The 14669-nt window shown below is 61.8% G+C and carries 6 protein-coding genes; all 6 read right to left on the bottom strand.

Features of this window, described 5'->3' with window-relative positions:
- Positions 1-11: 11 nt before the first annotated feature.
- On the bottom strand, positions 12-8075 hold the full coding sequence (locus OUZ52_RS01685) for a non-ribosomal peptide synthetase (RefSeq protein ID WP_266156572.1): 8064 nt from the start codon (positions 8073-8075) through the stop codon (positions 12-14).
- Entirely contained in the window at positions 8066-10654 is a 2589-nt protein-coding gene (locus tag OUZ52_RS01680; protein WP_266156571.1) for a non-ribosomal peptide synthetase, read from the bottom strand. The genes OUZ52_RS01685 and OUZ52_RS01680 overlap by 10 nt, the downstream gene beginning before the upstream one ends.
- Positions 10655-10782: 128 nt before the next feature.
- Entirely contained in the window at positions 10783-12153 is a 1371-nt protein-coding gene (locus OUZ52_RS01675; protein WP_266156569.1) for an MATE family efflux transporter, read from the bottom strand.
- A 511-nt stretch (positions 12154-12664) separates the two neighbouring features.
- Complete coding sequence (locus OUZ52_RS01670; RefSeq protein ID WP_266156568.1) at positions 12665-12883, bottom strand: MbtH family protein; 219 nt, start codon at positions 12881-12883, stop codon at positions 12665-12667.
- 902 nt (positions 12884-13785) lie between these two features.
- On the bottom strand, positions 13786-14007 hold the full coding sequence (locus OUZ52_RS01665; protein WP_266156567.1) for a hypothetical protein: 222 nt from the start codon (positions 14005-14007) through the stop codon (positions 13786-13788).
- Between the two features lie 19 nt (positions 14008-14026).
- Complete coding sequence (locus tag OUZ52_RS01660; protein WP_266156566.1) at positions 14027-14602, bottom strand: hypothetical protein; 576 nt, start codon at positions 14600-14602, stop codon at positions 14027-14029.
- Between the last annotated feature and the right edge of the window lie 67 nt (positions 14603-14669).

Here is a 14669-nt window from a genome sequence, read left to right as displayed (position 1 = left end):
GCTGGCTTCCGTTAGGGACTAAGGTCCGGCTCGCTGAAATCCAGCGCGTCCAGGCTTAAGGAAAATTCCGCTTCAAGACTTTCGATGTCGGTCTGGTTGAGCTCGATCAGGTCCAGGTCCGAAGGCGTGAACCCGCCGACGCCAGGCTGCTCGGCATAAGTGACCAGGGCGTGCAGCGCATCGAACCAAAGCTGGCCGAGCTCCCGGATCTCGGTCTCGCTAAACAACGCCTGCGCCCATGACCAGCTGGCGCTCAGCTCGGGGCCGTGCGCGCGCTCATGGGTGATGGCGTTGAGGGTGATGGCATGGGTCAGTGGCAGCTGTGGATCGGTGCTGCCGCCGAAATCGTCAGCCTCGGCCACCGGCGCCCAGGCCTGTGCGCTCGATGCGTCGAAGCGCCCCAGGTAGTTGAAGCACAGCTGCGCCGAGGGCAAGCCTGCCAGGGTCTTGGCGGTGCTGGGATTGAGTTGTTGCAGCAAGCCAAAACCGATGCCGTTGTCGGGCAGGGCGCGCAGTTGCTCCTTGATGCTTTTAAGAGCCTGACCCAGGTCGGCATGCCCAGCCAAAGCCTGCGCCAGATCGATGGCGCCGGGGTCCAGCCAGATCGGAAAGACGCTGGTGAACCAGCCGACGGTGCGCGACAGATCGAGCCCCTCGGCGATGTCTTCGCGGCCATGGCCTTCCAGATCCAGCCGCACGCCCAGCGAACTGGTCTGGCCGCGCTGTTGACGCCACGCGGCAACCGCCAGGGCAAAGCCGGTCAGCAACACATCGTTGATACGGGCATGAAACAGCGCCGGCACGCGCGTCAATAACGCGCTGGTGAGAGGGCTGGGCAAGCTCAGGCTGAGCTGTGCGCTGGTGGCTACGGTGTCGAGCGTGGCGCTCAACGGACGCGACGACAGCAAGGGATCGGCGTGTTGCAGGATCTGCAGCCAGGATGGCAACTCGGCCAGCCGCCGTGCGCTGCTGGCTTCATGTTGAAGACGCTGTGCCCAGTGCCGGAACGAGGTGCCGACCGGATCGAGCTGGACGGTTTGGCCGGCCCGTATCGCCTGCCAGGCAGCGACCAGATCAGGCGGCAGGATGCGCCAGGACACGCCATCCACCACCAGGTGATGCAGGATCAGCAATAGACGTCCGGCGTGCCGGCGCCCGGCATCGAACCAGACCGCTTGCAGCATCACCCCATCGGCCGGTGCCAGGCGTTGATCGGCGGCATGGCCGGCCGCGGCGATGCACGACGCCAGCGAGGCGGCATCCAGGCCGTCGATATCGATGCGTTGCAGGCACGAGGCGGCGCTGAGGCTGCCTGCGGGCGGTATATGCAGCTGCCACGCCGAGTCGGGGTCGCTGCGCTGCACCTGCAGGCGCAGCATGTCGTGATGATCGAGCAGTGCTTGCAGCGCGGCGCTCAGCTGCTCGGTGGTCAGCTCGGCCGGTACGTGCAGCGACAGACTTTGCGTGAATACCGCGGCTGCGCCGTTGTGCTCAAGAAAACCGCGAATGATCGGTGTCGCCGGCAACGTACCGGTGGCTATGTCGAGGTGCTCAGGGGCCAGCGAGGCGGTGCTCAGCGCCCGGGCAACCGCCGCCAGTCCGGCGACATGCTGATACTTGAAGACATCCTTGGGGGTGAGTACCCAGCCCGCTTTGCGGGCACGGCTGATCAACTGGATCGAGCTGATGCTGTCTCCACCGAGGTCGAAAAAGCTGTCGTCGATACCGACCGAGGCCAGGCCCAATACGTCGGCAAACAGCTTGGCGAGAATCTCCTCCTGCGGGGTGCGCGGCGCGCGGTAATGGGCCGAAGTGAAATCCGGTGCAGGCAGCGCCTTGCGGTCGAGCTTGCCATTGGTGGTCAGCGGCAAGGCGTCGAGCACGACCAGGGCGGCAGGCACCATGTACTCAGGCAGATGCTCGGACAGGGTGCGGCGCAGCGACAACGCATCTACTTGATGACCCGCCGCCGGCACCAGATAACCGACCAGCTGTTTATGCCCGGGCTGATCTTCGCGAACGATGACCGTGGCCTGGGCGACCATCGGCTGCTGCAACAGCGAGGCTTCGATCTCGCCCAGCTCGATGCGGAAACCGCGGATCTTGACCTGGCCATCGGCACGGCCGACAAAGTCGATCTGGCCTTCGGGCAGCCAGCGCACCAGATCGCCGGAGCGGTACATTCGCCCGCCGTGCGCGTCGAACGGATTGGCGACGAAACGTTCGGCGGTCAAGCCAGCGCGATGCAGATAACCGCGTGCCAGACCTTCACCGGCGATATACAACTCACCGGCTACGCCGACCGGCAACGGCTGCAAGGCGGCATCGAGTACGTAGAGTTGGGTGTTATCCATCGGCGCGCCGATCGGCACGCTGGCCGCCACGGCATGCGGCGAACGCATGGGATAGTGGGTGGCGAACGTGGTGGTTTCGGTCGGGCCGTAGACGTGGACGACGCGGGTGTTCGGGCAGCGGTCGATGACTTTCTGGAACGCCGCCGGTGACGCGGCTTCGCCACCGGTCCACACCGCGCGTACCTGGCTAAAGCAGTGCGGCTGTTCTTCGGCCAGCAAGCGAAACAGCGCCGTGGTGAGGAACAGTGCGGTGACGTTTTGCTGCGTAATCACTCGTTCGAGTGCGCGTATATCGGTTTCACCCGCTGGGGCGATGACGATTTGCTGGCCCGACAACAGCGGCACCCAAAGCTCATAGGTCGAGGCATCGAAGGCCTGTGCCGAATGCATCAGCACGCGTTGCTGGGCACCGTCTTGCCAGCAGCGGTCCATCGCCAGTTCCAGCACGTTGCGATGCGTGATGCCGATGCCCTTGGGCGTACCGGTAGAGCCGGAGGTGTACATCACATAGGCCAGCTGGCCTTCGGGCACGCTGATCGCCGGTGGGGTCGTCGGATGCCGGGCAATCGCCGCGGCATCGCCATCCAGCTGCACCAGTTGCGCATGATGGACAGGCAGGCGTGCTGCCAGGGCCGACTGGATCACTAGCACCGGCGCCTGGATATCGTCGAGCATAAAGGCCAGGCGATCGGCCGGATAACGCGGGTCCAGCGGCACATAGGTGCCACCGGCCTTGAGAATGCCCAGCACGCCGACCAGCACATCGAGCGAGCGCTCCACGCACAGGCCGACCATGGTCTCCTGGCCCACCCCATGCGCTTGCAGATGATGGGCCAGCTGATTGGCGCGGCGGTCGAGTTGCGCATAAGTGATGGATTGATCGCCGGCGATGGCGGCGATGGCCGAAGGTTTTTTTTCGGCCTGTTGCTGGAACAAACCATGCAGGCATGAATGTTCGAAGGGCGGGGTCCTGGTTTGATTCCAGGCCTGCAGTAAGACGGCCCGTTCCTCGGGCGGCACGATGCTTAGTTGTCGCAGCGGGGTTTTAGGTGCTTGTTCCAGTGCCTGCAGCAAGCTTTCCAGCGCCTGCTGCATGTAGCCGAGCACGCGTTCCGGATCGAGCGAACGGACGACCTGGGTGGTCAGGCCGAGGGCATGTTCGAAGTCTTCCACCGACAGCGTCACCGGATAATTGGTGCGCTCTTCGCCACTGATCCATTCGACGCCGTCCAGCGGATGCGCGGCCAGCAGATGAGTCGCATCGGCCGGATCGCGGCTATGCGGAATGCCACTGGAGGCGTTGTGCCGATAATTGAGCAGGGCGCTGAACAGCGGTGCCGTGGCGGCGCTTCCGCTGCAGCGCTGGGCCAGTGCCAGCGAGGCGTGCTCATGGCGCAACAAATCGGCTAGCCGGATATGCGTATCGCGTGCGCGGGTTTCGACATCGGTGCCGTCCAGGTCCAGGCGCAAAGGCAAGGTATTGATGAACAGGCCCATGGCCTGGTCGGCGCCTGCGCCGGCATCCATGCGTCCGAACAACACCGTGCCGAAGACGACTTGTTCGCGCCCACTGGTCTTGGCCAGCAGCAGCCCAAAGGCCAGATGGCACAGGCTGGCCAGGCTTACGCCGAGTTGGCGCGCCTGTAGCCGCAAGCGCTGGTTCAATGCCTGCGGCAGCATCCGCTGCGCTTCGATAACGCCGCTACCGTCCCGATGCACGTCGCTTAGACCGAACGGCAGGGTCGGCTCGTCGATATCGGCGAGCTGGCCGCGGAAAAAACGCTCGTGCTCGGCGCGCGGTATGCCTAGCCGAGCCTGGGCAATCAGGTGGCGGAAGGGCTGCGGCGTGTCCAGCGTATGCGCCTGCCCATGCAGAAATAGCCGCACCTCAGCCTGCAGAATGTCGACGGTGGAGTGGTCGCCGATCAAATGATGCATAAGCTGCAACACGACCCAGCGGTGGTTCGCCGGGTCGTGTGCGATAACGAAACGCAGCAGTGGGGCCTGCGTCAGATCAATGCGGTGGTGGCGTGGATCAAAGCGCCGGGTCAACTGCTCGACGATGGCGCCTTCGGCTGGATCGAGTCGCAGTTCGCTGACTTGCAGCGGTGCCTGTCGCCAGACCACCTGGGCCGCGCTGGACAAGCCATCCCACACAAAGGCGGTGCGCAGAATGTCGTGGCGATCGATGACTTGCTGCACCGCTTCGAGATAACGCTGCAGCAAGGCCCGATCGGCGAAGGCCATCAGGTCGATCAACAGGTAGGGGTCACCCTCGGTATCGAGAATGTGATGAAACAGAATGCCTTCTTGCAGCGGCGACAGGGCGTAGATGTCCTGAAGATTGGCCAGCCCGCCAGGGACCAGGCCAATGACATGATCGATCTCACTTTGCGTGAGGTCGATCAGCGGCAGCATGTCCGGGGTCAGCGCGGTGCTCGCCGTGGTGATGGCATTGGGCGGCACCGCCACTTCGCGATAAGTGCCCAGGGTGGCGGCAAGCGCCGCCAAGGTGGGTGCCGTGAACAGTGCGCGGATCTCGGTGGCCAGGCCCAGCCGGCGCAAACGTTCCATCAGCTGGATGGCCAGCAGCGAATGGCCGCCCAATTCAAAGAAGTGGTCGTGTCGGCCGATGCGTTCCAGGCCAAGCAGCGCTTGCCAGATGCCGGCGAGGGTGGTTTCGATCTCACCCTGCGGCGGCTCATAGCCACGGCGGACAAAGGCCGAATCGGCAGGGGCGGGCAAGGCCTTGCGATCGAGCTTGCCGTTGCTGTTCAGCGGCAAGGCATCCAGCATGACCAGGGCGGCAGGCAGCATATGCTCGGGCAGGTGTTCGGATAGCGTGCGCCGTAGCGTGGCGGCGTCCAGGGTCTGCCCAGTGGCGGCGACCAGATAGCCGACCAATTGCTTATGCCCGGGCTGATCCTCGCGAACGATGACCGTGGCCTGGGCCACCGACGGCTGCTGCATCAAACAGGCTTCGATCTCGCCCAGCTCGATGCGGAAGCCACGGATCTTGACCTGGCTATCGGCGCGGCCGACAAAGTCCAGCTCGCCCTGCGGCAACCAGCGCGCGACGTCGCCGGTGCGATACATGCGGCGACCGTTCGGATCGAACGGATTGGCGATAAAGCGCTCGGCGCTCAGGGCCGGACGATTCAAGTACCCGCGGGCCAAACCCTCACCGGCGATATACAGCTCACCGGCCACGCCAACCGGCAACGGCTGCAAGGCGGCATCCAACACATAGGCTTGCAGATCGGGGATGTGTTTGCCGATCAGGCTATTGCTGCGAGCGGCAATCCGTTCACGATCCAGTGCGACAAAGGTGACGTGTACGGTGGTCTCGGTGATGCCGTACATATTCACCAGTCGCGGACTGTCTTCGGCATGCCGCTCGTACCAGTCATGCAGGCGCGCCAGTTCCAGCGCTTCGCCACCGAAGATCACCCAGCGCAGCGACAGTTGCTGGCCCAGCTGCGGTTGTTCGCGATCGGCCTGCATCAATTGATAAAACGCCGACGGTGTCTGGTTGAGCACGGTGACGCGTTGTTCGACCAACAGCTTGAGGAAGTCGGCCGGCGAGCGGCTGGTGAGATACGGCACCACCACCAGACGGCCACCGTGCAACAACGGGCCCCACAGCTCCCACACCGAGAAATCGAAAGCGTAGGAGTGGAACAGGGTCCAGACATCGTTCGCGCCGAAGTGGAACCAGTCCTGGGTGCTGGCCATCAGGCGGGTGACGTTCTGGTGTGGAATGACCACGCCCTTGGGCTTACCGGTAGAGCCAGAGGTGTAAATGACATACGCCGGATGCCGGCTATGCAACGGCTGCACGCGCTCCTGGTCGGTCGGGTTATGGGTCGGGCAGGCGGCGATGGCTTCGCGAACCGCGACGTCATCCAGCCATAGCGCGGTGCTTGGCGGCAAGTTGGCAGCAAGCTCGCGCAGGGTCAGCATGCATACCGGCTTGGCGTCCTCGACCATAAAGCTGAGGCGGTCGATCGGATAGTCGGGGTCCAGCGGCAAATACGCCGCACCAGCCTTGAGCACGGCCAGCAGAGCGATCACCATCTCGAGCGAACGCGGCAAGGCGACGGCGACGATCTGCTCGGGGCCAATGCCTTGCCGGATCAGATGATGCGCAAGCTGATTGGCGCGCTCGTTGAGCTGCCGATAGCTCAGTTCGCTGTCTTCGAACACCAGCGCAACCGCTTCGGGCGATTGCAGCACCTGCTGCTCGAACTGCTGCGCCACGGTGGCTTCGGCGACCGGTGCGGCCAACGGATTCCAGCTTTCCGTCAGCACCTGCTGTTCGCTGGGCGGCACGATGCTTAGCTGCCGCACCGGCGTTTGCGGGGCTTGCTCCAGCGCCTGCAGCAGGCTTTCCAGCGCTTGTTGCATATAAGCGCCGACCTGGCTGGGGTCGAGCGGCTGAACGACTTGAGAAATAAAGCCGAGGCTGTCACCAAAGTCTTCGATGGTGAAGGTGATCGGGTAGTTGGTGCGCTCCTGACCGCCTAGCCATTGAATGCCATCGATGCTGGCCGAGGCATCGCTATCGTCGTTGGCGATCGCTACGTTGTGAACATAGTTGAGCAATGCACTGAACAACGGCACCGCAGCGCTGCAGCCGCTGCAGCGCTGAGTCAGCGCCAGCGAGGCATGCTCATGACGCAATAGATCCGCCAGTCGAATATGCGTATCGCGCGCGCAAGTTTCGACATCGGTGCCGTCGAGGTCGAGGCGCAGCGGCAGCGTGTTGATAAACAGGCCCATGGCCTTGTCGGCGCCATCGCCGGCATTCATGCGTCCAAACAAAAGGGTGCCGAAAACAACGTGTTCGCGACCGCTGCTCTTGGCGATCAACTGGCCGAAAGCCAGATGGCAAAGACTGGCCATGCTGACACCGAGGCGGCGTGCCTGCAGGCGCAGCCGGTCATTCAAGGCTTGCGGGAACAGGCGCCGGGTTTCGAAGACGCCCGAGCCATCCCGGTGCACATCGCTCAGGCCAAACGGCAGGGTGGATTCGTCGATATCGGCCAGCTGGGCGCGGAAGAATCGCTCGTGCTCGGCTTGCGGCACGCCCAGGCGCGCTTGCGCCACCAGGTGGCGGAATGGCTGGGCCGCTTCCAGCGTATGTTGTCGGCCCTGCAAAAACACCCGCACTTCGGCTTGCAGAAACTCCACCGTGGAGTGATCGCCGATCAGGTGATGCATGAGCTGCAACAAGACCCAGCGCTGGTGCTCGGGATCGTGCGCGATGACAAAGCGCAGCAACGGCGCCTGGCTGAGATCGATGCGGTGATGGCGCGGATCGAAACGCTGGGTCAATTGCGCGGTGATGGCGCCATCCTGCGGATTCAGCGCCAACTCGGTGATATGCAGCGGGGCCTGTCGCCAAACCACTTGCGCGGCGTTGGAGAGGTTTTCCCATTGAATCGCCGTACGCAGGATGTCGTGCCGGTCGACCACCTGCCGCACGGCCGCGAGATAGCGCTCGACCAGGTCGCGGTCGGCAAAGGCCATCAAGTCGACCAGTAGATACGGGTCGCCCTGGGTATCCAGCAGATGATGAAAAAGAATGCCTTCCTGCAGCGGCGAAAGGGCGTAGATGTCCTGGATATTGGCCAGTCCGCCCGGCACCCGTTCGACGATGTGATCGATCTCGGCCTGCGTGAGGTCGATCAGCGGCAGCATCGACGGGGTCAGTGCCATGCTGTCCGAGCTAATCGCATTCGGCGGCACGCATGAATCTCGGTGCTCAGCCCCAGCCGACGCAAACGCTCCATCAGCTGGATGGCGAGCAGCGAATGACCGCCGAGCTCGAAGAAGTGATCGTGTCGTCCCACTCGCTCGACACCGATAAGCTCCTGCCAGAGCGATGCCAGCGTGGTCTCTACATCACCTCGCGGCGCCTCGTAGTCGCGGCGGACAAAGGCCGCATCGACCGGTGCGGGCAGCGCCTTGCGATCGAGCTTGCCGTTGCTGTTCAGCGGCATCGCCGTCAGCACGACCAGGGCCGCCGGCACCATGTAATAAGGCAGCTTCGCAGATAACCCGTGACGTAGCGCAGGCAGGTCCAGTGAGTGGCCGGCAAGCGGCACGATATAAGCGACCAGTTGCTTGAGGCCGGCGCTGTCCTCGCGGGCGACAACGGTGGCTTGCGCTACCGCAGGCTGCCGCATCAGGCAGCTTTCGATTTCGCCAAGCTCACTGCGAAAGCCGCGAATCTTGACTTGGCTGTCGGCCCGGCCGAGGTAGTCGAGCTGGCCGTCTTTGCGCCAACGCACCAGATCGCCGGTGCGGTACATGCGCTGTCCCGGTTCGTACGGATGGGCGACAAAGCGCTCGGCCGTAAGCGCGGGGCGATGCAGATACCCGCGCGCCAATCCTTCGCCGGCAAGATAAAGCTCGCCGGCGACACCTGCCGGTAGCGGCTGCAAGCCCGCATCGAGCACATAGACACGGGTATTGCTCAGCGGACGTCCGATCGGCGGCGGCACATCGCTATCGCTGCCGGCCTCGGCGAACCAGCCCAGTGCGTAAACCGTAGCCTCCGTAGGCCCATAGAGATTCGCCAGCCGCGCTGCCGGCGCCCGCGTGCGCATGGCTTTGAACAGCGCGGGCGGCAACGCCTCGCCAGCCATCACGATGGTGTGGGCGGCGATGTCCAGCGAGGGGTGCTCGACCAGGCCGGAAAAAACCGATGGCACACCGCTGACCAGATGGCCCGACCATGAGCTGCGTTCGCCCAGTGCCAGCGCGTTGCGCAGCAGTTCGATGCAGCCGCCATTCGCCAGCGGGGTAAAGATCTCGAATATCGAGACATCGAAATTGAGCGAGGTCGTCGCCCATACATGCGACAGCTCGTGGGTATCAAAAGCGGCGGATGCCCAGGCCATGAAATCGGCGAGATTGCGCTGGGTGACCACCACGCCTTTGGGCTTGCCCGTTGAGCCAGAGGTATAAATCAGCGCCGCCGGATGCTGGGCCAGCAGTGGCCTTACGCGCTCGTGTTGGGCGGGATCATGGCTGGTCGCTTGCGCCGCCGCAGGGCGCGGCAGTTCGGCGTCGATCAACCAGTGCGGCGTATCTGCGGGCAGGCGCGCGATGGTCGATGCGTCGGCGATGATCCGGGTGGGCCGGGCATCGTCGATCATCGTGAGCAAGCGCTCGGTCGGGTAGTCCGGGTCCAGCGGCAGGTACGCCGCGCCGCATTTCAGTACCGCGATCAGATCATGCGCCAGGCGATTGGCCGCGGTGTTCAAGGCGCCATAGCTCAAGCGCGCTTCACCCGAGATGACGGCGATGGCGTCCGGGGTCTGCCTTGCCTGGCGCTCGAACAGTTCGGACAAGCTGGTGTCGGCTACCGGCTGTGAGGTGGCGTTCCAGTCGACAAGTATCTGCCGGCGCTCGTCGGCACTAAGCAGATCGATTTGTCCGATGGCGATATCCGGGTTGTCGGCCAGCGCCTGCAAGAACCGCACGAAACGCTGCGCCAAGGCAGCAGCGGTGTCGTGATCGAACAGGTCGCAGGCATAGGTCAGATGTCCGCTCAGCCTGGCGAGCGTCTGATCCGCCGAGCCTTGCTCGTTGAAGTTGAACGCCAGCTCGAAGCGGCGGTTATCCGTAGGCCCGGGCAACGGCGTGGCCGATGTTGCCGAGATCGATGCGCAAAAGGACGCCGCGACGTCGTCGCCGCCATGCACGGCAAGCATGACCTGGCTAAGCGAGTGGGGCAGGGCGGAGCTCGCAGGAGTCATGCATGCCGCGATCTGCGGCGCCGGAAGTTCGCGGCTGGCATAGGCGTCCAAGTCGGCCGCGCGCACTCGACCCAGCCATTCGATAAAACGCGGGTTGCCAGAAACATCCACACGCAAGATCAGGTGGTCGACGAAGGCATTGGTGCTGGCGTCGGTTAAGCCATGTTCCAGGCCGCTGGCCAGCGGTGTGCTCAGTGGAAGGTCGGTGCCCGCGCCCATGCGATACAGCCACGCCGTCAAGGCGGCATGCAGCACTATGAACAAGCTGCTTTCGGTGCGGCTGGCGAGATCCATCAGTTGGCCATGCAGGCTGGCCGCGATCGCCATGTCGACGCTGTCGCCGCGCTGGCTGATCGGCGCAAGGCGCGGGCGATCCGTGGGCAGCGTCAACCGCTCCGGCAGGTCGGCCAGGGTTTTCTGCCAGTAAGCGATCTGCCGCGCGACATCGACTGCCACCGGCGCACCGCCCTGCGGGCGTGTGGGTGCCTGAGCATCGACGCTATGGATCGACGATCCATGGTTCATTGACATGAAACCCCCAAAGACAACACGTGCACACCGGACATCTGCATGAACAGCCGCCGCCATGACCGACATGGCGCATCAGGTGAGATGACGGCGGATGTTTCAGTAACCGAGGTAGCCCACGGACGTTCGATTCAGCTTGGACATTCGAGCGCTGCCGGGCTCTGGGCCACGTACAAGCGCTTTCTGAATTCCGCACGAATAAAGGTCAGTCCCATGATCATCTCGGCGATGCTCGACGCGAGCATCAGTTCCCACATCCAGCTGGGATTGAAGTCGGGATGAAACGAAAGCGCCCATGCGGGCACGATCATCAAAATGGATGAAACGATGACGGTGATAAGACTGGCGCGGGTATTGCCCAGGCCCGTCAGGGTGCCGAAGCAGGAGAGAATCACCGTCAGCGGAAACAGGTTGAACGACATGATCCGCAAATAGGTCACGGTGTTGGCGACCACCTGGGGGTCGTCGGAGAAAGCTTTGCAGATACTTTGTGCAAAGAGCTGCGCGACGATAAACATCAGCGGCGTGGCGATAAACCCGATGGTGATCGAGGCGCGAAAACATTCGCGCACGCGATGGCCGAGCTTGGCGCCGAAGTTCTGCCCGGCAACGACGCTGGTTGCGCTGCTCAAGGCGACGATAGGCATGATGGCGGATTGAATCAGCCGTTGACCGATGCCCATGGCAGCCTGTTCGGAAGGGCCGAAGGGGCGCAGCAATTGAAGCACCAGCAACATGTAGCAGGCGAGTACGGCGCTTTGAATGCCGACCGGCAGACCGATCTTGAAGGCTCGCCATAACACCAGTGGCTTGGAAAACCAGCGCATCGGCTGAAACTTGAGATAGTCGGTCTTGCCAATAAAGTAGAAGCCGAGAATGGCCAGCGCGGCCAGGGTCGACGCGAAGCTCGCGGCGCCGGCGCCGACGATGCCTAGCTTGGGAAATCCGAGCCAGCCAAAAATAACCAAGGGTGAAACGATCAGGTTGACCATCACCGAAACCAGCTGGGCGAGCATGCTGGCGCGCATATTGCCGGTGCCGCCAAGCGCCGCGCCCATGACCGCCGAAGGCACCTGGATGGCAATCGACGGGATGTACCACAGCAGCAACTGAGTAATAAGTAAGGAGGTTTCGCCATCGGGTGTTAGCAGGGCGCCGAAGGTGCCGCGAAATATCCAGGCCAGGCATCCGGCCAGCGCCATCAAGATGACCGCCGCACCAAAGGTTTCGTTGAAGATGCGATTTGCCAGCGCTTGATCTTTGGCGCCGACGGCTTGCGATATCAGCACTCGGGCGCCAACCGTGATGATCGGCACCAGCGTCAGTACGATCATGATCGGGCTGCCGGCGAGGGCGACCGCGGCTTGCGCCTTGGGGCCGAGCTTTCCCAGCCAGAAGAAATTGACCAGCGTGTAAAGGGTGCCTGCGATCATGTTGACGATCATGGCGCTGGCCAGGTTCAACAGCTGCCTAATCATCGATCCCTGAGTAAGGTCTTTCATCGCTTATTCCTTGCCGCTCATCGTTTGCGAGGCTTGGTCAATAACCCTGCGCGGAAATAAGCGCGGCGATCAGTGCATGAATACAAATGGAGCAGTCGGGCGTTTCGCCTGGCGAAGTCATTTGATTCATTATGGAGTCCATGTATGACACTTTTTCACCCGACAGATAGAAGCGATTAAACAGTGGCGGTCGCAATAATTTTCCATCGATATTCTTTGACGTCGATCAGGCCGCATGTTCTTGATCATTTTGTGAATAAACCATTCACGCACAGCAATGGGTCAGCGCTTTGATTGCGATGATTTTGATTAATGACGCTGAGTTTAATAAGGCAGTTTTTGGCAAAGCCTTTCTATCGCTGCCATGCTTTCGACATGGCAGCGGCCGGCAGTAACTTTTTCTGTTCCGATATAGCCACCCCTGGGTAGGTATCGGAAACCTCCAGGGAGGCCGCGCCGCGATTAACCTTTAATGCGTGTTGATCGAGGTTTCGCGGCGGCAAATCCCTTGCTAGGCGACACCTGCTTCCATGGCGGCGACCAGGCTGTTGGGACGCATGTCCACCCAATGCTGCTCGATGTAGTCAGTACAGGCCTGACGAGCTTCCGGTCCAAACTTGACCGACCAACCGCCGGGCACCTGGGCGAAATTTGGCCACAGGGAGTATTGACCTTCCTGGTTCACCAGCACAAGAAACACTCCATCTTTGTCTTCAAAGGGATTGGTCATGTCGATCTCCGTGAATGTGCGGATAAATTATTTAGATGCCTGGATGACAGCGGTATGATTTATTTCTTACTAAGCCACATATCCACGCATAATGGATATGAAAAATCGATATTGCATGATTATTTATGGCAATAAGTCGCAAGTTTTCGATCATTTTCCCGCAAGGATGCGGCGCATCCTTGCCAGGTATCGCGCGCCAAAGCCCCGACCAGTAAGGCCTGACGATTATTGATTAATTTATTCCACTTTCGACCCGTCGCACGCGCCGATGCCGGCGCATGAGTGCGTCGATCTAAGCTTCACAATCTCCCCTCGCTGCATTGACTGGTGATCGACCGATACCGGTGATCCATAGTCAATTGGTTTAAAACGCCGGTCTAACACATGGCAGCTTGTTGATACTAGATGATCGATCCGTGAAGGCGTCGTGAATGATAAAAGTGCTGATTTAAGCCGAAATCGGCGCTTTCCGTCAGCTTGACTCGCACACGTTCACGAACTCATCTCGGTCAATGATGAATTGAGTTTCCGACATGCACGCCCCGGTGTACTCAGCCATTCGACGAATGGATGCCCACGCGCGATCAGCACAGACAGCAACATGCAGGTTGCTCGACGGAAGCGGCTAGTGGCAGCAACCTCGTCGTTTCATAGCAGCCCTGTTCAAAACGACAGCGCCTGGATAGCTGGATCTTCATTCGCATGGGCAAATTCGTGCTTTATGCTGGGCACCGGGGAAAGGACACGGGGGAGTTCGATGGGAGCCAAAGCGCATTACGCACTCGCATGCCGAGGTTCCGGCGGATCCGGTCGAGGTGGTGATTGCGCCCAGGCCCATGCAGCCAGCGACGGCCTTGCCCGCATCCCTGCTTACGGCGTCAGTTGCCGATACTGATCCGGGTTCAACGCAGACCGTTGATCTTCTCGATGCGCAGGAGGCGTTGAAGTCCGGCAAGGCTCGTTGCCTTGGCGGCCTGGTCTATCTTGTGCGGATCGAGCAAGGCACGACCATCATCGACAATTGGCCTCACCGCGTGCCGTGTCAGCACTAGCCGGCAAGCTGGAGTGGTGTCCGCCTGTTTTGCAGCCACGATTTGCGCTGATGCCCGGTTGGTCGACTGCACATAGCCGGGCTGAAGCAGATCAATCCGTTTTATCCCTCGACTTCCAATACACCCCAAAGACCAGCACGGGTTCCGCGGATGAAGCAGCAATGCTTTCGATATGGGTTTTACCTGGCAAGGCATGACCTAATGGGATGGAAGCACATGCGCATAACTCGTTGGCACCGGTGATCTTGCCCTTCATGTACAACACCTCCGCGCTTGCCGGACGGTCCAGCGATCTGCCATCACTGGTGCTCAGGTGCACCTGGATGTGTGCTCCCTGCAAAGCCTGGTCGAACATCGCGTCCATGTTATGTACGTCGATCGCGCCCGAGCGCAGCACGAAGCACACCGAGCTCTTTCGACCCAGTAATGTCAATGGACGATCAAACGGAAAAGCCGTGGGCTCGGCCCTCAACTGAAACTGGTCTTTGGCAAGGACCACGTTCTCGGCGTTAATCCCGAACACCTTGTCGAGTGATTCCTCGCTTGGCGACCGGCATCCGCCCAGGAGTAGGGCGAAGCATGCGACATATGCCCATGCAAGCCGGCTCCGTTCGACCGCGGCCATGGATTCGCGTATCGCCATGGCGTATCCGATAACTGCGCTCATGGCAGGGCCTCGGCCGACCAGCCTCGCGCGGCGCCGGCCCCGGATAAATAGACGTCCGGGGCCGGCG

The sequence above is a fragment of the Dyella silvatica genome, from assembly GCF_026283955.1.
GTDB classification, from domain to species: domain Bacteria; phylum Pseudomonadota; class Gammaproteobacteria; order Xanthomonadales; family Rhodanobacteraceae; genus Dyella_C; species Dyella_C silvatica.
Note: the sequence above shows the minus strand (reverse complement) of the source record. Positions and strands in the feature narration are given on the sequence as shown.

Excerpts from the sequence above, each read along its gene's own strand:
- OUZ52_RS01680 (WP_266156571.1), bottom strand. The coding sequence starts at position 10,654 with ATGTCAATGAACCATGGATCGTCGATCCATAGCGTCGATGCTCAGGCA.
- OUZ52_RS01685 (WP_266156572.1), bottom strand. The coding sequence starts at position 8,075 with ATGGCACTGACCCCGTCGATGCTGCCGCTGATCGACCTCACGCAGGCC.
- OUZ52_RS01675 (WP_266156569.1), bottom strand. The coding sequence starts at position 12,153 with ATGAAAGACCTTACTCAGGGATCGATGATTAGGCAGCTGTTGAACCTG.
- OUZ52_RS01660 (WP_266156566.1), bottom strand. The coding sequence starts at position 14,602 with ATGAGCGCAGTTATCGGATACGCCATGGCGATACGCGAATCCATGGCC.
- OUZ52_RS01670 (WP_266156568.1), bottom strand. The coding sequence starts at position 12,883 with ATGACCAATCCCTTTGAAGACAAAGATGGAGTGTTTCTTGTGCTGGTG.